This is a genomic window from Bacillus sp. FSL W7-1346 (assembly GCF_038593335.1).
Classification (GTDB): domain Bacteria; phylum Bacillota; class Bacilli; order Bacillales; family Bacillaceae; genus Bacillus; species Bacillus altitudinis.
Genome location: NZ_CP151988.1, coordinates 1524816 through 1544872, shown reverse-complemented (window position 1 = coordinate 1544872; position 20057 = coordinate 1524816). Strand labels below are relative to the sequence as shown.

22 protein-coding genes are annotated in these 20057 nt (G+C 42.6%); 1 reads left to right on the top strand and 21 read right to left on the bottom strand.

Annotated features, from left to right (window positions below; translation table 11 throughout):
* Positions 1–64: 64 nt before the first annotated feature.
* From rnc to NST09_RS07810, 11 genes are all read right to left on the bottom strand, one after another.
* A complete protein-coding gene (gene rnc / locus NST09_RS07860) occupies positions 65–808 on the bottom strand; it encodes a ribonuclease III (RefSeq protein WP_017367233.1) in 744 nt (247 codons plus the stop codon).
* 184 nt (positions 809–992) lie between these two features.
* Entirely contained in the window at positions 993–1226 is a 234-nt protein-coding gene (gene acpP, locus NST09_RS07855) for an acyl carrier protein (protein WP_003212028.1), read from the bottom strand.
* Between the two features lie 81 nt (positions 1227–1307).
* Positions 1308–2051: a 3-oxoacyl-[acyl-carrier-protein] reductase gene (gene fabG / locus NST09_RS07850; RefSeq protein ID WP_008344855.1), complete on the bottom strand. Its 744-nt coding sequence runs from the start codon at positions 2049–2051 to the stop codon at positions 1308–1310.
* A complete protein-coding gene (fabD, locus tag NST09_RS07845; RefSeq protein WP_041090537.1) occupies positions 2051–2995 on the bottom strand; it encodes an ACP S-malonyltransferase in 945 nt (314 codons plus the stop codon). The genes fabG and fabD overlap by 1 nt, the downstream gene beginning before the upstream one ends.
* A gap of 15 nt (positions 2996–3010) precedes the next feature.
* Positions 3011–4009, bottom strand: coding sequence for a phosphate acyltransferase PlsX (gene plsX, locus NST09_RS07840; protein WP_017359101.1), 999 nt, complete (start codon positions 4007–4009; stop codon positions 3011–3013).
* 15 nt (positions 4010–4024) lie between these two features.
* On the bottom strand, positions 4025–4591 hold the full coding sequence (fapR, locus tag NST09_RS07835; RefSeq protein WP_017359102.1) for a transcription factor FapR: 567 nt from the start codon (positions 4589–4591) through the stop codon (positions 4025–4027).
* A gap of 112 nt (positions 4592–4703) precedes the next feature.
* Positions 4704–6752 (bottom strand): ATP-dependent DNA helicase RecG, encoded by a 2049-nt coding sequence (recG, locus tag NST09_RS07830; protein WP_017359103.1) that lies wholly within the window; start codon positions 6750–6752, stop codon positions 4704–4706.
* Positions 6730–7632, bottom strand: a complete 903-nt coding sequence (sdaAA, locus tag NST09_RS07825) for an L-serine ammonia-lyase, iron-sulfur-dependent, subunit alpha (protein ID WP_008354543.1) — start codon at positions 7630–7632, stop codon at positions 6730–6732. The genes recG and sdaAA overlap by 23 nt, the downstream gene beginning before the upstream one ends.
* A 20-nt stretch (positions 7633–7652) precedes the next feature.
* On the bottom strand, positions 7653–8315 hold the full coding sequence (gene sdaAB / locus NST09_RS07820) for an L-serine ammonia-lyase, iron-sulfur-dependent subunit beta (RefSeq protein ID WP_008344864.1): 663 nt from the start codon (positions 8313–8315) through the stop codon (positions 7653–7655).
* Positions 8316–8464: 149 nt separating this feature from the next.
* Positions 8465–10138, bottom strand: a complete 1674-nt coding sequence (locus NST09_RS07815; protein ID WP_342493496.1) for a DAK2 domain-containing protein — start codon at positions 10136–10138, stop codon at positions 8465–8467.
* Positions 10139–10153: 15 nt separating this feature from the next.
* Positions 10154–10516, bottom strand: coding sequence for an Asp23/Gls24 family envelope stress response protein (locus tag NST09_RS07810; protein WP_008344871.1), 363 nt, complete (start codon positions 10514–10516; stop codon positions 10154–10156).
* 271 nt (positions 10517–10787) lie between these two features.
* Here NST09_RS07810 and rpmB point away from each other — a divergent pair, with 271 nt between their 5' ends.
* Positions 10788–10976: a 50S ribosomal protein L28 gene (gene rpmB, locus NST09_RS07805; protein WP_003212514.1), complete on the top strand. Its 189-nt coding sequence runs from the start codon at positions 10788–10790 to the stop codon at positions 10974–10976.
* Between the two features lie 69 nt (positions 10977–11045).
* Here rpmB and spoVM read toward each other — a convergent pair whose 3' ends face one another.
* The 10 genes from spoVM to def all read right to left on the bottom strand — a co-directional run bounded on the left by spoVM (position 11046) and on the right by def (position 20051).
* Positions 11046–11126 carry a stage V sporulation protein SpoVM gene (gene spoVM / locus NST09_RS07800; protein WP_008354550.1) on the bottom strand — a complete coding sequence of 27 codons (81 nt, stop codon included), beginning with the start codon at positions 11124–11126 and terminating at the stop codon, positions 11046–11048.
* 71 nt (positions 11127–11197) lie between these two features.
* Positions 11198–11842: a thiamine diphosphokinase gene (locus tag NST09_RS07795; RefSeq protein WP_052320401.1), complete on the bottom strand. Its 645-nt coding sequence runs from the start codon at positions 11840–11842 to the stop codon at positions 11198–11200.
* 59 nt (positions 11843–11901) lie between these two features.
* Positions 11902–12552 carry a ribulose-phosphate 3-epimerase gene (gene rpe / locus NST09_RS07790; RefSeq protein ID WP_007499663.1) on the bottom strand — a complete coding sequence of 217 codons (651 nt, stop codon included), beginning with the start codon at positions 12550–12552 and terminating at the stop codon, positions 11902–11904.
* Between the two features lie 3 nt (positions 12553–12555).
* Complete coding sequence (rsgA, locus tag NST09_RS07785) at positions 12556–13452, bottom strand: ribosome small subunit-dependent GTPase A (protein ID WP_052320400.1); 897 nt, start codon at positions 13450–13452, stop codon at positions 12556–12558.
* Positions 13453–13464: 12 nt separating this feature from the next.
* Complete coding sequence (pknB, locus tag NST09_RS07780) at positions 13465–15420, bottom strand: Stk1 family PASTA domain-containing Ser/Thr kinase (protein ID WP_025207318.1); 1956 nt, start codon at positions 15418–15420, stop codon at positions 13465–13467.
* Positions 15414–16184 (bottom strand): Stp1/IreP family PP2C-type Ser/Thr phosphatase, encoded by a 771-nt coding sequence (locus NST09_RS07775; RefSeq protein ID WP_034647887.1) that lies wholly within the window; start codon positions 16182–16184, stop codon positions 15414–15416. Before NST09_RS07775 ends, pknB begins: the two co-directional genes overlap by 7 nt.
* 3 nt (positions 16185–16187) lie before the next feature.
* A complete protein-coding gene (gene rlmN / locus NST09_RS07770) occupies positions 16188–17276 on the bottom strand; it encodes a 23S rRNA (adenine(2503)-C(2))-methyltransferase RlmN (protein WP_007499669.1) in 1089 nt (362 codons plus the stop codon).
* A 3-nt stretch (positions 17277–17279) separates the two neighbouring features.
* Positions 17280–18623 (bottom strand): 16S rRNA (cytosine(967)-C(5))-methyltransferase RsmB, encoded by a 1344-nt coding sequence (gene rsmB / locus NST09_RS07765; protein ID WP_039956215.1) that lies wholly within the window; start codon positions 18621–18623, stop codon positions 17280–17282.
* Positions 18610–19563: a methionyl-tRNA formyltransferase gene (fmt, locus tag NST09_RS07760; RefSeq protein ID WP_017359336.1), complete on the bottom strand. Its 954-nt coding sequence runs from the start codon at positions 19561–19563 to the stop codon at positions 18610–18612. Before fmt ends, rsmB begins: the two co-directional genes overlap by 14 nt.
* Positions 19564–19568: 5 nt before the next feature.
* Complete coding sequence (def, locus tag NST09_RS07755; RefSeq protein WP_008344891.1) at positions 19569–20051, bottom strand: peptide deformylase; 483 nt, start codon at positions 20049–20051, stop codon at positions 19569–19571.
* Between the last annotated feature and the right edge of the window lie 6 nt (positions 20052–20057).

Sequence of the window (20057 nt, the reverse complement as noted above, 5' to 3'; positions counted from 1 at the left end):
CCATATGAACTGAAAAAAGATGATGGAAAACAGAGTGAAATCCCCCTGAATCACGAGGGGGATTTTATTGGTTCATATGATGTTTCTGTAATTTAGCAAGTGCTTCCTGTGCAGCATGCTGTTCGGCTTCTTTTTTTGAACGGCCATTTCCAATCCCGAGCACTTCTCCTCTAAGGGATACATTGGCTTCAAATTCCCGGTTATGTGCTGGACCTTTTTCATGCAGGATTCGGTATTCAAGTACACCTTTTCCATCTCGCTGAACAAATTCTTGAAGCTGGCTTTTAAAGTCCATGACATGTGAGAATGCCCCGTCATTAATTTTCGGGTACACATAGGCTTCTAGGAATCGTTCAACAGGCTCAAGTCCTTGATCTAAATAAAGCGCTCCGATAAACGCCTCAAATACGTCTGCTAAGAGTGCCGGACGCTTTCTGCCGCCTGTCATTTCTTCCCCTTTTCCTAAAAGAACAAGGTCTCCAAAGGACAGCTCATGTGCTAATGACACAAGTGATGGCTCACATACGATCGCCGCTCTCAGTTTTGTTAAATCTCCCTCGCTCATGGCTGGGTACTTTGCAAATAAGAACTGTGAAATCGTCAACTCTAAAACAGCGTCCCCTAAAAATTCAAGTCTTTCATTATCCTCATAAGGTTTTTTCCGATGCTCATTCACATAAGAGGAATGTGTAAAGGCTTGATAGAGTAGTTTTTCATTTTTAAAGTGTACAGAAATGCGCTGCTGAAATTCTCTGAATTGCTCTAGTTTTTTGCTCTGTTTCTGTTTGTCTTTATAGTGTTTTGGCATAGCAACCTCCAGGTAGGCGTCATCGCCTTTAAGGATACTGATTATATGGAGTCTCTCTTTCTACATGCAAGGAAACCGTGCTCCTTAGCATCTGAAAAAGGCTGACAATTGATCAGCTGAATATGTTGAAACTAACATAAATTTTCAAAGTCCCGCCATGAAAATAGACGGGACTTTGTTACGCTTATTGCTGGCTATTTATGTAGTTCACAGCGTCACCGACTGTTGCAATTTTTTCAGCATCTTCGTCAGAAATTTCCATATCGAACTCATCTTCAAGTTCCATAACTAGCTCAACTACATCAAGGGAATCAGCGCCTAAATCTTCTTTAAATGAAGCCTCCATTTTCACGTCAGCCTCATCAACGCCAAGGCGGTCTACAATAATTTTTGATACACGCTCTAATACGTCTGCCATTGCCTTTCACCTCCCCTCAAAGTATTATAGTTGATTCGTTTTTAAAAAACTAGAGAAAACGTAACGAAATTTTGATATTTCTTAGGACATAACCATTCCGCCATCCACTTGGATGGTTTGGCCTGTAATATAACCTGCTCCTTCTGAAGCTAAAAAGACAACAACGTTGCTTATATCTTCAGGCGCACCAAAGCGTGCGAGCGGGATTTGCTTAAGCATTTCTGTTTGAACATTCTCATCAAGCTTGTCAGTCATATCAGTAGAAATAAAGCCTGGTGCTACGGCATTGACTGTAATATGACGGCTTGCCAGCTCTTTCGCTGTTGTTTTCGTTAATCCGATCACACCAGCTTTTGCTGCAACGTAGTTTGCTTGTCCAGGGTTTCCGCAAACGCCGACAACAGATGCTACATTGATGATTCTTCCGCTGCGCTGTTTCATCATTTGACGTGTCACAGCTTTTGTACAGTTGAAGACACCTTTTAAGTTTATGTTAATGACATCATCCCATTCATTTTCTTTCATTCTCATGAGCAGGTTGTCCTTTGTAATTCCAGCATTATTCACAAGAATGTCGATTGAACCAAATGTATCAACGGCTTGTTTCATTAATGCCTGTACTTCTTCTGCATTTGACACATCCGCTTTGACAGCAAAAGCCTGCTGGCCAAGTGCTTTGATCTCATCGACGACTTCATTTGCTTTTGCTTCGTTGCCTGAATAGTTCACCACAACATTGGCACCTTTTTTCGCCAAATCGATCGCAATCGAACGGCCAATACCGCGAGATGCACCTGTGACAACGGCTGTTTTATTTGTAAGCATCAAGAATCCCCCTTGAGTGTTTGAATAGCTGCTTCAATTGTTGCTTGATCTGATACGGAAATGGTCGTCAGGCGGCGATTGACTTTTTTCACAAGACCTGAGAGCACTTTACCAGGACCAATTTCAATAAATGTTGTCACGCCTAAGTCAATCAAGCGTTCTACACTTTCTTCAAATCGAACAGGAGAATACAATTGTTCAATCAGCTTCGTTTCAATTTCATTACGTGATGTCACGATGTCTGCTGTTACGTTTGAAATCACTGGCGTCGCGGCATCAGAAATGTCTAATTTAGATAATACATCTGTGAATTTTTCAGCTGCTGGTTTCATTAATGCAGAATGGAAAGGTCCACTCACTTCAAGTGGAATTGCACGTTTTGCGCCCTTTTCTTTCGCTTTCTCTGATGCAAGTTCCACACCTTTTGCTGTACCAGAGATGACGATTTGCCCCGGACAGTTTAAGTTCGCTAGTTCTACAAGATGACCGCTTTCTGTCACTTCTTTTGTCACTTCTACAAGCGCCGCTTGGTCTAAGCCAAGAATCGCCGCCATTGCGCCTTCTCCTGCTGGAACGGCTTCATTCATTAATTCGCCGCGCTTTCTCACTGCGAAAACGGCATCATTAAACGAAAGAGCTCCCGCTGCAACAAGGGCTGTATATTCACCCAGACTGTGCCCTGCTGCATAATCTGCTTTGATTCCGCTCTCTTCAAACTTCTTTAAGATCGCGATGCTTGTCGTTAAAAGAGCTGGCTGTGCATTATATGTCAGCGTCAGTTCTTCTGCATCTCCTTCAAAAATCATTGAAGATAAATCAAAACCAAGGGTCTGATCTGCTTCTTCAAACACAGCTTTAGATGCTGCTTCTTGGTCAAATAAATCTTTTCCCATGCCAATTTTTTGAGAGCCTTGGCCTGGGAATAAAAAAGCAATTTTACTCATGCTACTCTACCTCCATTACGACTCATTCGTGTCTTCTTTTTGAACTTCTTGATGAATGATAGCTGAAACGTCTTTTTTAACGATGTCGCGCGCCTGACGAATGGCATGAAAAATCGCATTTTCATCAGAGGATCCATGCGCTTTAATAACGGGCGCTTTTAAACCAAATAATGCGGCACCACCATATTCGGAGTAATCCATTTTAGATTTCATCTGCATTAATTTTGGCTTCATCATACCTGCTGCTATTTTAGCTGTGAAGCTGGATGTTAAGGTTTCTTTCAGCATTTTAAAAACAGAAAGAGCTGTGCCTTCGATCGTTTTAAGGGCGATATTCCCCGTGAAACCATCTGTGACAACGACATCAGCTACACCCTCTAATAAGTCACGCGATTCTACATTTCCTACGAAATTCAAATCTGATGCTTTTAATAATTCAAAGGTTTTTTTCGTTAAATCGTTGCCTTTTTTATCTTCTGTCCCGACATTTAAAAGTCCAACGCGTGGATTGCTCTTCGGGAAGACATGCTCTGCGTAAATAGATCCCATCATGGCATATTGCACAAGATGCTCTGGCTTTGCATCAACGTTTGCGCCGACATCCAATAATAAGAACCCGCTGCCATCAAGTGTTGGCAACGTCGGAGCAAGTGCTGGTCTGTCAATGCCATCAATTCTGCCTACGATAAACAGGCCTGCTGTCATGAGTGCCCCAGTATTTCCAGCTGAAATACAGGCATCTGCTCTTCCTTCTGAAACTTCCTGCGCCATTTTCACCATAGAAGAATCCTTTTTACGTCTCACTGCACGCACTGGCTCATCCGTTGGTTCAATGACTTCTTTTGCATCTAAGATCGTGATGCGTTCATGATTTGTTATGTATGATTTGATCTTGCTTTCATCGCCGACTAGTGTAATCTCGATATCTGAAAATGCTTCTAAGCTTTTTTGCACACCGTCAATAATGGCTTTAGGGGCATGATCTCCCCCCATTGCATCGACTGCAATTCTCATGTTATGTGCCACCTTTTACTTTTGTTTTGAGCGATACATGACGAAATCGCCTGAGAAGACAACTTCCTCACCTACATAGCTGTTTACTTCAACTACGGTTCTGCCTTTTTCTTTATCATGTGAGGCAACTTTGGCTTTTGAGACGACTCTTTCGCCTTGTTTGACCTGCCTTGTAAACTTAATATTTGCTTTTGCTGTCAAAGCCAGTTCATCGTCGATGACGGCTACTGCCAGCGAATTTGCCTGGGCAAAAAGATGATGTCCCCTGGCAATTTGGTTACGGCTGAATACATGCTCTTTTCTCACTTCAAAAATGGAAATCGCTTGATCATCAAGCTCTACATCAATCATTTCTCCAATGACTTCATCCAGCGGAAGAGACTTCACTTCATCCTCTAATGTCTTTTCGGCCACGTGCTTAATTCGTTCGCGTAATTCAGGGATTGACAGCTCCAAACGGTCAAGACGAACTGTTTGAATGCTTACACCGAACTTACTTGCCAATTCTTCATCAGTAATGAACGGAGTCGAGCTGATCGTTTGCTGGAGAAGCTTTTGTCGTTCTTTTTTATTTAGTTTCATATGCAGACACCATCCGTACATTTATGACTAGGTACTAATAGTAGTATATAATCTCATAGATGATAAATCAATCCTTGTTTCAAAAAGACAAGAAAATTCCTCCAGCACTTGATCAGCTCAATTTATCTCCGCCTAGCACACCGCTGTCTACGAGTGTTTGCCTAAGTTCTTTGTATTCAGGTTCTGTCCAAAAGGCTTCAGACTGCACGAGCTCTGCCGCATCTTTTCTAGCGGTTTCAAGCGCTCTATAGTCATGAACCATATCTGCCACTTTAAATTCAGGCATTCCGCTTTGTTTCTTGCCAAAGAAGTCGCCAGGGCCTCTTAGTTCTAAGTCCTTTTCAGACAGTTCAAAGCCATCCGTTGTTTCAGACATGATCCGCATGCGCTCTTTACCGGTCTCTGATTTAGGGTCCGCCATTAAAATACAAAAAGATTGATGCTCTCCGCGTCCGACCCGGCCTCTTAACTGATGAAGCTGTGACAGTCCAAAGCGGTCCGCATCATAAATGACCATGATGGTCGCATTCGGCACGTTGACACCAACTTCAACAACTGTCGTTGACACAAGGATTTGCACTTCATTGGAAGTGAAATCTCTCATCACTTGATCTTTTTCATCACTGGCAAGTTTCCCATGCATTAAGCCGATCGACCATTTTCCCCGATACGCCTCTGTCAGCATGCTGTGAACATCAATCGCATTTTGGACATCCAGTTTGTCTGATTCTTCTATAAGTGGACAAATAATATACGCTTGTCTGCCTTTTCTCAGCTCTTTATCAACAAAAGCAAGAATCCGCTCAAGCATGTCATGCTTCACCCAATACGTTTCAATCTGCTTTCGGCCGGCTGGCAGCTCATCAATGACTGAGACGTCCATTTCTCCAAATACTGTGATGGCAAGCGTTCTTGGAATCGGCGTTGCGGTCATAAACAAAACATCTGGGTCCTGCCCTTTGCTTCGCAGCTTTTTCCGTTGTTCCACGCCGAACCTGTGCTGTTCATCTGTAATAACAAGACCAAGCTGCTGAAATTCCACTTCGTCCTGGATAAGGGCATGTGTGCCGACTAAAATATCAATATCTCCCTCTTTCAGACGTTCAAGCAGTTCTCTGCGGCGCTTTCCTTTCACTGAACTCGTCAAAAGAGCAATATTTAGCCCCCATTTTTCAAATAGCTGATACAGTGAATCGGCATGCTGTTCAGCCAAAATTTCAGTTGGCACCATCAGCGCACCTTGAAAGCCGGATAAATGAGCGGCATAAAGGGCAATTGCCGCTACAGCTGTTTTCCCCGATCCAACATCACCTTGAAGAAGCCGGTTCATCCGGTACGGGGATGCCATATCTGCCATAATTTCATCAAGCACTCTTGATTGTGCTTTTGTCAGCGGAAACGGCAGGCTATGAACAAACTCAAAGACCGCCTCTTTTGAGAATGGATGCTGGATGCCTGATGTTTTTTCTCGTTCTTTTTTTCTGATCGCCTGCATCTTCAGCTGAAAGATGAGAAATTCCTCGTACACGAAGCGTCGTCTTGCTTGCTTGAGCGAGTCTCTTGTTTCAGGGAGATGAATGGTTTTTAGTGCTTCTTGATAAGACATGAGTTTATAAGCAGCTACAAGTTGCTTTGGCAGTGGATCTTCAGCATGATCTACATAGAGTGACAACGCTTGTTTTACAAATCGTCTCATCATCTTCACGGTTACATTTTCTTTGACCGAATAAACAGGTTCTATACTGCCATCTTGTTCGTGTGTTCCTTTTTTAAATTCCTGCACCATAATGGATTGCCGGTTTTTATCCCACTTCCCTGTGACGGATACCGTATCGCCTAAAACAAGACTTCGTTTTAAATAAGGGCGATTGAAGCATATGGCTGTAATCAAAAAACGACCGACAAGCAGCCTGAATGTCAGCCTGCTTCGTTTTTTTCCATAATAGGTGAGAACGGGCTCACTGTGCACTTTTCCTTCAACTGTGACACGTTCGTCATGTCTGACTTCTTCTAAGTTGCGAAGCTCATAGTCGTCATATCGATAAGGAAAGTAGCCGAGTAAATCGGCTACTGTGTAGATTCCAAGTTCATTTAGTGTTTTTTCTGTTTCTTCTCCAATCCCTTTGAGGGCAGAGATCTTATCTTGCAGTTTCTGTATCACGAGATGAGGTCACACCTCCGAAAATCTTCTTTTCAAGCTCCCTTGCTGTCGGTGTTGCAGCAAGTCCGCCTTGTGCGGTCTCACGAAGAGCTGTTGGCATCGTTTGACCAATTTTGTACATCGCATCAATGACTTCATCACAAGGGATGCGGCTTGTAATTCCAGCAAGTGCCATATCTGCTGCAATCATCGCATTAGAAGCGCCCATTGCGTTTCGTTTCACACATGGCACTTCCACAAGTCCTGCGACTGGATCGCAAACAAGACCCAGCATATTTTTTAAGGTGATGGCCATGGCTTCAGCGGATTGCTGCGGCGTACCGCCTGCCATTTCTACAATGGCTGCTGCTGCCATACCTGATGCAGATCCTACTTCTGCCTGACATCCGCCTGCTGCACCAGAGATACTTGCGTTATTGGCGACAACAAAACCAAATGCACCAGATGTAAATAGGAATCTGACCATTTGTTCCTTTGTTGGCTTTAATGTTTCTTTCACCGCAAAGAGCGTACCTGGCACAACACCTGCTGAGCCAGCTGTAGGCGTTGCACAGATCGTTCCCATTGCTGCATTCACTTCATTTGTTGCCACTGCCTTACTGACAGCATCTAAAATGGTATGACCAGACAATGTTTTGCCTGATGCGATATATGCTTGAAGTTTCACCGCATCCCCGCCTGTTAAACCAGATAATGATTTCACACCTTTCAGTCCGTTTTCAACGGCCTGTTCCATCACTTCTAGGTTGCGGTACATCTGCGAGAAAATGTCTTCACGTGACTTCCCTGTCACTTCCATTTCTTGAGTAATCATAATTTCTGAAATGGAGGTATTCCGTTCTTCTGTTAGCTGCACGAGTTCTTTGACGTTTTTAAACATCATACATAACCTCCTTGTTGTTACTCTGCAATTTGTGTGACTTGAATAATGTTTGGCAGCGTCTCAAGCTCTGTTAAAACCGCTGGATCAATATTTTGATCCACTTCAATCGTCATGAGTGCTTCTTGCCCGACCTCTTTACGTGCCACTTCCATATGACCAATGTTGATGGCGAATTTCGCTAACACATTGGCAACTGCTGCAATCGTCCCGTAGCGGTCGTTATGAACCACAAGAATGGCTGGGTGATTCCCTGAGAGTCTCAGTTCAAAGCCATTTAATTCTGTGATTTCAATTTTACCTCCGCCAATGGAAATCCCGATTAATTCAAGGCTTCCATTCGCATCTGAAATTTCTACTTTTGCTGTATTTGGATGCGCTGGCACCGCATCTTCTTCTTTAAACTCAATGTCGATTTCTTTGCTTTTTGCAATATCAATCGCTGTTTTAATTCGTTCATCAAATGTATCAAAGTCAAGAACACCGCCGATAATGGCTACATCTGTCCCGTGTCCTTTATACGTATCTTTAAAAGAGCCATAAAACGACACAACAATTCGTTTCGGTTCTCTTCCGAACAAGCTGCGAGCCACTCTTCCAATACGAGCCGCACCCGCCGTGTGCGAACTTGATGGACCAATCATGACGGGTCCAATAATATCAAACACACTTCTAAATTTCATAGGTCTTCCCCTCTCATCACCAATCACAGATTGGTTTGTTACTCCCTTTAGACTAATGGATTCATTCGATTCCCGCAACTCATTTCACCGATGAACACATAGTAAAAAAATGCAAAAGAAGAAGAAGGGCTTCATGTGCCCTTCTTTCTTTATTCAACAGCCAAAATATATGAATAAAGCGGCTGTTTTCCATCGTGGACTTCAACTTCTACATCTTCAAATGTGTCTTCAATATATGCTTCTAAAGCTTCCATCTCATCAGATGATGCATCTTCCCCTTTGATGATTGTGACAATCTCATCATCTTCTGTCACCATTTGGGTCAAAAGCTCTTTTGCTGCATCTAATTGATTTTTAGCTGTTAAGGTGATTTTTCCATTGTATAGGCCCATATAATCGCCTTTGGCAATGTCGATCCCATCAATTTGGGTATCTCTTACCGCAAAGGTAATTTGGCCGCTTTTCACATGATCAATCGCTTCTAACATCGCTGCTTCATTGTCTTCATTTGAAGCTGCTTCATTGAGAGAAAGAAGTGCCGACATTCCTTGAGGAACGGTCTTTGTCGGAATAACAACGACCTCACGACTTGAGACAGTTGCCGCCTGTTTAGCTGCCATGACAATATTAGAATTATTAGGTAAGATAAAGACGGTTTCGGCATGAATGCTATCAATTGCTTTGACAATGTCTTCTGTGCTCGGATTCATCGTCTGTCCGCCTTCAATGACGACGGATGCTCCGATACTTTTAAACAAGTCAGCAATCCCTTCTCCCATTGCGACACTCACTACTCCAAAACGCTGTTTTTCAGCAGCTGTTGCTTTTGGTGTAGCAGGCGAGTGATCTTTTTCTTCATTGACGATCGAGCTATGCTGCTCTCTCATGTTTTCAATTTTCATATTAATTAAGCTGCCATAGCGCTGTGCATATGATAAGACATCTCCTGGCTGCTCTGCATGAATATGAACTTTTGCAAGCGTATCATCAGATACCACAAGAAGTGAATCTCCGAATTCGCTTAATTCTTCTCTGAAGGCATTTTCGTCAAAGGACTGTTTGTCTTCTTCGAATTTCACCATAAATTCTGTACAATAGCCAAATTCAATATCTTCTGTGTTCATATGGCTTTGTGCACTTTTATGATGCTCTGCACTCACTAATTCTTTTAATGTTGGCAAAGAGGCCGTTTTAGGAGGAAGCTCTTCTCCTCTTAATGAAGCAAGGAAACCTTCATATACACAAAGAAGTCCTTTACCGCCGCTATCTACAACACCGACTTCTTTTAAAACAGGAAGGAGATCTGGCGTGCGGTCAAGTGATGCTCTTGCTTCCTCAATCGTTAATTCAAGTACACGATCGATTTGGTCTTCTGTTGTTGAAACAGCAACCGCTTTCTTTGCTGCGTCCTTTGCAACCGTTAAGATGGTTCCTTCAATCGGTTTCATGACGGCTTTATATGCTGTATCAACACCGGCCTGCAAGGCAAGCGCAAATTCTTTTGCGTCAATTGTTTCTTTTTGTTCTATATTTTTGCTGAAACCTCTGAAGAGCTGAGACAGGATCACACCTGAGTTTCCTCTTGCCCCCATTAACAGCCCTTTCGACAGAGCCACCCCGACCTTACCAATGTGATCGGTATTTGTTTCTTCAACTGCTTTTGCCCCTGAAGTCATTGACAAATTCATATTTGTCCCCGTGTCTCCGTCTGGCACTGGAAAAACATTTAACGCATCAACAATTTGTGCGTTTTGAGAAAGATGGTGAGCACCTGCAAGAATCATTTTTGCAAATGAGCGGCCACCCAGATTTCTAATAGACAATATATTTCCTCCTTACTACGGGTTCGTAACTTTTACTCCTTGTACATAAATGTTGACTGAGTCAACTGAAAGTCCAATCGTGTGATGAATCGTATATTTGACTTTCGTTTGAACATTATGTGCGACTTCTGATATTTTTGTACCGTAGCTGACGATGATGTACATATCAATATGAATGCGATCTTCTTTTTGACGCACAAGAACACCCCGGCTGAAGTTCTCTTTGCGGAGAATATCCGTCAAGCCGTCCTTTATTTGATTTTTGGACGCCATGCCAACAATACCATAGCAATCGATCGCAGCGCCTCCTGCCACCATTGCAATGACTTCATTTGATATATCAATTTGTCCGTATTTCGTTCTAAGTTCAATGGACACATTGGTTCCCCCTTTTTGAGAAATTGCCCTGAGTTATCACTATTTTACTATAAGACCCTTCTTTTTAAAAGAAATCATTCAATCCGACCCAATCCTACTTATACTATAGCCTTGATTTTTTATCAAGATGTCAAGGTATTTTTCTTGAAAGAGGAGCAAACAATCCTTGCAAACCCCTTGAAGCTGTGGTAAATTATTAAAGTATCTTGAGGCATCTCTAAGTACGTATATGAAGAATATGATGATGTTTTCGCAGTTAGGAGGGAAACAAATGGCACGTAAATGCGTTATTACAGGCAGAAAAACAAAAGCTGGGAACAACCGTTCTCACGCAATGAACTCTACAAAACGTACATGGGGCGCGAACCTTCAAAAAGTTCGTATTCTAGTGGACGGTAAGCCTAAAAGAGTATATGTATCAGCTCGAGCTTTGAAATCTGGTAAAGTTGAGCGTGTATAAGCAAGAGTAAACGCCTGCTACAGTTAAATGTAGCAGGCGTTTTTATGTGGAAATAAAGGAGATTACTCATTAATCTTTCTTAAATGAACCAAGCATCGCACGGACAATGCCGCCAAGAAATCTAGGCAGTTTGATTGTATAAAATTTCATTTTGTCCCCCTCCTAAAAGTACCGCTTGCAGCACAATTGAGCTTAATCAGCCATCCACATTGATAGGTTGGTCAATCTTTGCTTCTTACCATTATTAATATGCCTTCATGAAAAGAAAAAGTACCATTTGAGTGGATGAGTTCGTTACTAATACATAGTGTGGAACCAGGCTCAATATGACAATTTTTCAGAGGATATTTGAAACCTTTTAATGTCAGCTTTTCAACCGATGTACCGAAGGGCAAAAACGACACATATTTTTTATCCGGGTCTTGTTTGATGTCGTATGTACCAGGTCCAAACATTTGAATGATATTTTGCTTATCTACAAGGGTCATGCTCTGTTTGTGCTGAATGCCTTTATAAAGGAGATGGATATTCCCAAGAAAATGATCTGCTCTTCCGCCTGTGATGCCGTAAATTTGAATATGTGCTGGATTCTGACGCAAAGACCAGTTCAGCGCAAGTTCTAAATCCGTTTCATCTTTCTCTGCCTGAAATAGATTGAGTGCAGGCAATTTCTTTTTCAGTTCATGAAGCTCTTCTTCTGTCACACTATCAAAATCACCAAATGCTCTGTCAGGTACAATGCCATGCTCTAGTAAGAAAAGGGTTCCCCGATCTACGCCGACCCAGAGAATGTCCTCCTCAGATGCTTCATGATCAAGCGGCGGGATGTACGAAAAAGGACCGCCGGCTACGATATGTATGTGCATGATTACGCTCCTCTCCATTGAAAAAGAACCAAAGATCACAATGACTTTGGTTCTTTTTGTTATGCTTCTCGAATGGCCTGAATGGCCGCCGCGCGGTCGTCTTTCCCATATACCGCTGAGCCGGCAACCAGTAGATTAGCGCCTGCTTCTTTGCAGCTCTTTGCTGTCTCTACATTGACACCGCCATCTATTTCAATGAGTAGATCGGTTAAGCCCTTTTGTTCACTAAGTGTCTTTACTTCTTTTACCTTTGAGAGAACAGAAGGAATAAACGCCTGTCCGCCAAAACCAGGGTTCACCGTCATGAATAAGACTAGGTCAACATCCTCTAATACATGCGCGATTTGAGAAACGGGTGTGTGCGGGTTTAAAACAACCCCTGCTTTGACACCTTGTTCTTTTATATGCTGAATCGTGCGATGTAAGTGTGGACACGCCTCGACATGAACAGAAATAATATCAGCGCCCGCTTTTGCAAATGCAGGGATATACTGGTCTGGCTGCTCAATCATTAAGTGAACATCGAGCGGCAGCTTTGTATGCGGCCTGATCGCCTCCACTACATTTGGTCCAAATGTCATATTCGGCACAAAATGACCGTCCATCACATCAATATGAATATAATCCGCTCCACCTTGTTCCACATCACGGATATCTTTCGCAAGATTGGCAAAATCGGCTGATAAAATGGATGGGGCAATATAAACCATGATTTAGTACCTCGGCTTTCTGTCTTTAATTTCAGTTAAAAACTCTAAATAATGCTGATAGCGATACTCTCTGATGCGATCGTGTTCTACTGCCTCTTTTACCGCACATCCAGGTTCTTTTACGTGCAAACAGCCTCTAAATTTACATTCTGCACTCTTCTCTCTGATTTCTAAGAAATAGAGCCCTAAATCTTCCGCTTCAATACCTGTAAATTCAAGCGAGCTAAATCCTGGTGTATCGGCAATGAGCCCTTCAGCCGTTCGAATGAGTTCCACATGTCTTGTTGTATGTTTCCCCCTGCCAAGATGGGAGGAAATATCATTTGTTTTCAGTGCTAAATCAGGACTCATCGCATTTAAGAGGGAAGACTTCCCTACACCCGATTGACCTGCAAAAACAGTAATCTTGTGATGGAAATACGGGGTCAGCTTTTCAATTCCATCCCCTTCGATCGTCGATGTTAAATGAACGTCGTATCCAATTTGGCGATAGTCTTCTGCATAGGCTTGAATCGTTTCTCGCTCTTGCTCTGTTTTCAGCAAGTCCATTTTTGTGATGCAGATAATCGGTTCAATCTGGCTCTCTTCAACAAGCACTAGGAATCTGTCTAACAGCGATGTACTAAAGGTCGGCTCTGCTGCTGAGAAAACGAGCACCGCTTGATCAACGTTGCTAATAGGCGGCCGAACCAGCTCATTGGTCCGCTCTTTTACTTCCAGCAAATAGCCTTCCTTATCGTTATCTGCTTGATAGACGACATAATCTCCAACAAGAGGGGTTATTTTGTTTTTACGAAAAATCCCTCTTGCTCTACACTGAATTACTTTGCCACTTTCTAGAGACTCATCCAGCACATAATAAAATCCGCTTAATGCTTTAATAATTTTGCCCTCAGGCATAAAGTCCCTCCTTTATTCATCATCAGGGTATTCAATCGTTTTGGAGCTTACTACTTTATCATCCACAGTCACCTGATAGTATCCTTTTTGACCAGGTTCTATCTTAAATTTAATCGTGCGCTCAGTGGGAGCAGTGATTTTAAAGGTTTCATATAAATCAGAAATGCTATGTTCTGCATCATCAATGGATATTTGAACATTCATTTCTTGTCCTTCTGTTTCTGGTTCATACGGGATCGCAATTTTTTCAGTCACCGTTTTAGCCGGTTTCTCTTTTGGGCCAAGAGAGAACGTAATTTTGACCGTATCACCAGGTTTAACAGCTGTCCCCGCTCCCGGTTCCTGCTTCATGACCTCACCTTTTGGCACATCGTCAGAATATGCTTCTTTTTCATCTAGCTTTAGTCCATTATCCTCTAGATAATTTGATGCGGCCTGTTTACTATAGGTCGTTAAATCCCGTAAGGTAATATCGGCAGGGCCTATACTGACGGTCAATGTGACTTCTTCATCTGCTGCGACAAGTTCTGTATTCGCGGAAGGTTTCTGTTCCATGACAATGCCTGATTCTGTGTCATTATCATTCACTTCCTCTACAACAACCTGTTTAAACCCTTTTTTCTCTAATAGTTCTTTTGCTTTCTCGACCTTTTCACCTGTTACATCAGGTAATTCGGTTTTTTCTTTACCTGTACTTTGATAAAGCTGAATTTCTGTCCCTTCTTTTACCTTTGTTCCAATTTTCGGGTCTGTTTTGACAACCAGCCCTTTTTCAATCTTCTCGTCGGCAATATCAATGGGTTCAGAAGCGACGGTAAATCCGGCTTTCTTCAAGGTGTCTTCCGCTTTTTCAACCGTCATGCCAGAAACATCGGTCACCTCTACGTCTTTTGGAAAGAGTAATCCTGGGAAGACCGTGATCGCTAAAATGGTCGCAGCCGTCAAAACAAATAAGATCGATGCTACAATCCACGGCCATTTTTTCCGTTTTTTCTTCGGCTTTTGTTTCTCTTTTTTCTTTGGTTTTTGAACCGGGTGGACGGCTGTTTTTTCATTGTCTTGATCGACTTGATGATCTTTTATAATGGGAATGGCTTTTGTTGCTTCATGATCTTCTTCAATGACAAAGCGCTTTTCTTTTAGTCTTGCAGGGTCAAAAGCCGTTTTTAAGTCTTTTTGCATTTCAGATGCATCTTCGTATCGATAGAATGGATCTTTGGCCATCGCCTTTAAGATGATGTTCTCCACGCTTTGTGGTACAGAAGGATTCCACCTTCTCACAGATGGCGGCTCTGATTGCAAATGCTTCAGTGCGACACTGACAGCGGATTCTCCTTCAAATGGCATGCGTCCTGAAATCAGCTCATAAAGAACAATACCAAGTGAATAAATATCTGACTTTTTCGTTGCAAGACCGCCGCGCGCTTGCTCTGGGGACAAATAATGCACGGAGCCAAGTACAGAATTCGTATGGGTAATCGTCGCTGAGCTAAGTGCCATGGCAATGCCAAAATCAGTGACTTTGATATTCCCCAAGTTGTCTATTAATATATTGTGAGGCTTAATGTCTCGATGGACGAGCTGTTTCGCATGGGCTTCTTCCATCGCCGCAACGACTTGCTCCATAATGCGAACGGCTTCTTTTGGATGAAGCGGTCCATTGGCGTGTATGTATTCTTTCAGCGTCATCCCTTCGACATATTCCATGACAATATAATAAATGTCATCTTCTTCTCCTACATCGTAGATACTGACAATATTCGGATGATCTAAGCTGGCTGCTGATTGCGCTTCTCTCCGGAACCGTCTAATAAAATCATCATCGCTTGCAAAGTCAAACCGTAAAATTTTAATCGCCACTTCGCGATCTAAAATCATATCCTCCGCCAAATAAACGTTGGCCATTCCGCCTCCGCCTATGGCGCGAAGAATTTGATAACGGCCGCTGATCCTTTTTCCGATCAACACTTGCTGTCACCCTCCTCTGTTTGGGAGGAGATTTCTAACAGTACTGCTGTAATGTTATCTTCACCGCCGTTGTCATTCGCTGTTTGAACTAACTCTGTTACTTTTTCATCTGGTGCGGTTGTTTGCGATAAAATCTGAATCAAATGCTCTTCTTCTACTTTATTCGATAATCCGTCTGAGCAAAGCAAAATTTGATCTCCTGGGTCCACTTCAAAAGTTCGTGCATCAATTTGAACGTGTTTATCCGTTCCTAACGCTTTGGTCAGCACATTTTTTCTTGGATGATATTCTGCATCCGCTTTTGAAATCTCTCCTGTTTTCACTAACTCATTCACTAGTGAGTGATCATCTGTTAATTGGGTCAGTGCTCCTTCTCTTAGCAAGTAGCAGCGGCTGTCACCAATATGGGCAATTGTGACCGTTTGCAAATGAACGAGCGCACATACGATGGTCGTCCCCATTCCTTGGCACTCCTCATTGTTTTTCGCATGTTCGTATACTTGGTCATTAATGTCACTAATTTTTGAGATTAACCAATTTTCTTGATCGGCTGGTTTATTTGGAATTGAAGATGTTTCCTGCCAGTATTCTTTTAAAGAAGAAACTGCCATCTTGCTGGCTACATCACCAGCAAGATGACCTCCCATTCCATCTGCTACAACAGCTAGAAGTGTGTCTTCTTTTGCTTCAAAAATACCTGCATCATCTTCATTATGCTGACGGACTTTTCCTGTATCGGTTTGAAAGGCTGCCCTTATCAACATTCGTCACCTCGTCTCTTCCTGACGCTCCTTCGCTCTTAGCTGACCGCAAGCAGCATCAATATCATGGCCTTGCTCTCGTCTAATCGTTACGTTTACGCCTCGTTCTTTCAGCGTTTTTTCAAATAGGAAGATTTGTTCTCTTGGTGTTCTCACGTAATCTCTTTCTGGTACATAGTTCACCGGGATGAGGTTTACATGGCATTTGATTCCTTTTAATAAATCAGCAAGTTCTTCTGCGTGATGGACTTGATCATTGACTCCGCCAAACAGACCGTATTCAAAGCTCACGCGTCTGCCTGTTTTTTGAATATAGTATTCAATAGCTTCCATTAATTTTGGCAGCTTGTATGCCTTATTGATTGGCATGAGGCGGCTTCGAATGTCAGTATTTGGTGCGTGCAGGGAGACAGCAAAGTTGATTTGCATTTGCTCATCCGCAAATTGATAAATCTTTGGAATGATCCCGCTCGTCGAAACGGTAATATGACGTGCACCAATATTTAAGCCGTTATCATGGTTAATGATTTTAAGGAATGCAAGCATTTCATCAAAGTTATCAAACGGTTCGCCAATACCCATGATGACAACTGAGCTGACGCGTTCATCTGTTTCATCAAGCGCCTGTTGTACTTTCAATACTTGGGCCACAATTTCTCCCGCCTCAAGGTTACGTTTCAAACCGCCAAGTGTAGATGCACAGAATGTACAACCAATTCGACAGCCAACCTGTGTTGTGACGCAGACAGAGTTGCCATATTCGTGGCGCATCAGCACGGTTTCAATGGTATAGCCATCGTGTAATTCAAATAAGAACTTGATCGTTCCATCTTGAGAAGTTTGTTTGATCACTGTTTTTAAAGTCGTGATGGCGAATTGATCTTTTAATTTTTCTCTTAATTCCTTTGAAAGGTTAGACATTTCATCAAAGGATGTGACGCGTTTTTCATAAAGCCACTCAAAAATTTGTGTTGCACGGAAAGGCTTTTCGCCTTGTTCCTTTAACCAGTCTTTGATTTCATTTAGCTCAAACGAGTAGATCGACGGCATGTCTGTTTTCAGTTCTTTTCTTACTTTTTGTTTTTGTTCTGTCATTTTTTATCCCTTCTTTCTCATGCTGCAAATAAAGAAACCATCTGTTCCGAAATAATGAGGAAGTATTTGTACACTTCCGTTTTGAACAAACGGAGCAACCTGCTCAGGCAGCCGTTCATTAAGAGATAGATCGGGTTCGAAGTCTTGGTGTTCTTGTAAAAACGCATGAATCACTTGTTGATTTTCTGTTGGATCCATTGTACATGTACTGTATACAAGGGTACCGCCTGGCTTTAGCAGCTGGGCTGTTTCATGCAAGATCGATTGCTGAATTGTCGCAAGTCTTGCTGAGTCTTCCGAGGACTTTGTATATTTCATATCTGGTTTTCGTCTGATGACGCCAAAACCTGAACATGGTGCATCAATAAGAATACGGTCAAACGAAGCATCATCATAATGGTCGGATGCTTTTCTTGCATCAAGCGCTTTTGCCTCAATATGCGTTAAGTTTAGACGCTTTGCCGCCTGTTTGATCAGTTTTACTTTGTGCTCATGTAAATCAAGAGACACAATCTTCCCCTCATCGTTCATTCGCTCTGCAATATGTGTTGATTTACCACCAGGGGCGGCACAGGCATCAAGCACCATTTCTCCCGGCTGAGGATCCAGCGCTCTTGCGACAAGCATGGAACTTTCATCTTGAATCGTGACAAAGCCCTCTTGAAAGAAAGGAGTAGATACGATAGATCCTTTCATGAGTTTGAGTGCATCCTCAGATAAGTCGCCGAGCTCTGTTTCGATTCCTGCATCCATGAGTTCTTGCTGCAGTGCAGTGCGGTTTTTTTTCATTTGATTGACACGCAATGTCTGCTTTGGCGGGACTAAATGAATACGGCACATGCTTTCTGCTGCTTCAAAACCGTACGCCTCCACCCATTCTTGTACGAGCCACAATGGATGGCTTGTCTCTATCGAAAGCCTTTTTACCGGATCTTTGATCGCATCAAATGATGGCACGCCTTCTCTTTGCACAGAACGAAGAACGCCGTTGACTAGTGAAGAAATACCTTTATGTCCGCGCTTTTTCGTTAGTTCCACTGCTTCATGGATGGCAGCACGATCTGGAATCTTTTCAAGGTAGACCATTTGATAAAGAGACATCCGCAAAAGCTGCATGACCCAAGGAGCCACTTTTTGCGGTTTTTTCACAAAGGGTGTGAGCATATAATCAAGTGCCAGCTTGTTTTGCAGTGTACCGTATACAAGTTCTGTTAATAGCGGTTTGTCTTGATCGGAGAGTTCTTTCTCTTTCATCACTGACTGCAAAAGCAAGTTACTGTAGGCTTGATTTTGTTCGAGTTTGATCAAAGCGTCTAGTGCTACTTCTCTCACATTACTTTTCTTCATTGATTAACCCTAATTTCTGTCCAATTTCGATATTTGCGCCTCTTAAGAAGTCTTCACCGCTCATTTTTTTCTTTCCAGCGGGCTGTACACTCGTTAATAAAAGGCCTTGCTGATTTCCTGTTCCAACGACTGGTCCTTCTTTTTGAAGCTCAATCACTTTCCCAGGTTCTTCTGGTGCTTGAAGCGGGACTTTTTTCGCTTCCCATACTTTTAAGTTAGCACCGTTCCATTCAGTATAGGCAACTGGCCATGGATTTAAGCCGCGAACTTGGTTGTAAAGCTCTTCTCCTGGCTTGGTCCAGTCTAATCTTTCCTGCTCCCGCTTAATATTTGGTGCATACGTTGCTGCCTCTTCATTTTGCGGAATTGGCGAGATAGACCTGCTTAACACATTTGGAACTGTGTCTTTTAATAACGCCGCACCAGCCACACTTAATTTATCATGCAGTGTTCCGACGTTGTCTAATTCATCAATTTCTACTTCTACTTTGCTAATCATGTCACCTGCATCAAGCTTTTCTACCATATACATGATCGTCACGCCTGTTTTCTTTTTGCCTTGCAGGATCGCATAATGGATCGGTGCACCGCCTCTTAGTTCTGGCAGCAGTGAGGCATGAACGTTGATACAGCCAAATTCAGGTTCATCAAGTAATCTTTTTGGCAAAATTTGTCCGAACGCTGCTGTTACGATCAAATCTGGCTTTAACGCAAGCACTTTATCAATTTCTTCATCAAGACGTACCTTTTCAGGCTGTAAAACTGGAATGCCGTGTTTTAAGGCTTCTACTTTTACAGGAGGCGGCGTGAGCACTCGTTTTCTGCCTTTCGGGCGATCTGGCTGTGTGACGACCCCGACAACTTCATATCCTTCTGTTATAAGTGTTTGCAGCACAGGTACTGAGAAATCAGGGGTTCCCATAAATACGATACGTGCCATTTTCTTCACCCTTCCATTTCCGCAAGTTCTTTTTCTGTATACGTTTGAATGATTTTCGACGTGAATAATACGCCGTCTAAGTGATCAATTTCATGCAATAAAGCTCTTGCTAAAAATCCTTCTGCTTCTATTGTAAATGGTTTGCCTTTCTTATCAAAGGCTTTCACCTTCACATAATTTGGTCTTTCAACCGTTCCGTACAAAGATGGAAAGCTCAGGCAGCCTTCAATGTCTGTCTGGCTACCTTCCACATCAAGAATCTCAGGATTTACTAAGTCAATCCTCCCAGAATCTTCTCCGATATCGACCACGGCGATTCTTTTTGAGATGCCGATTTGTGGTGCGGCTAGGCCGACTCCATCTAGTTCAAGCATTGTATCATACATATCATCCAGCAGTTTTTTCAGTTTTTTATCGAATGTATCAACAAGCTCTGTTTGTTGTTCAAGCACGTCTGCCGGATGTAAGACGATCGGTTTGATTGCCACGAAAAG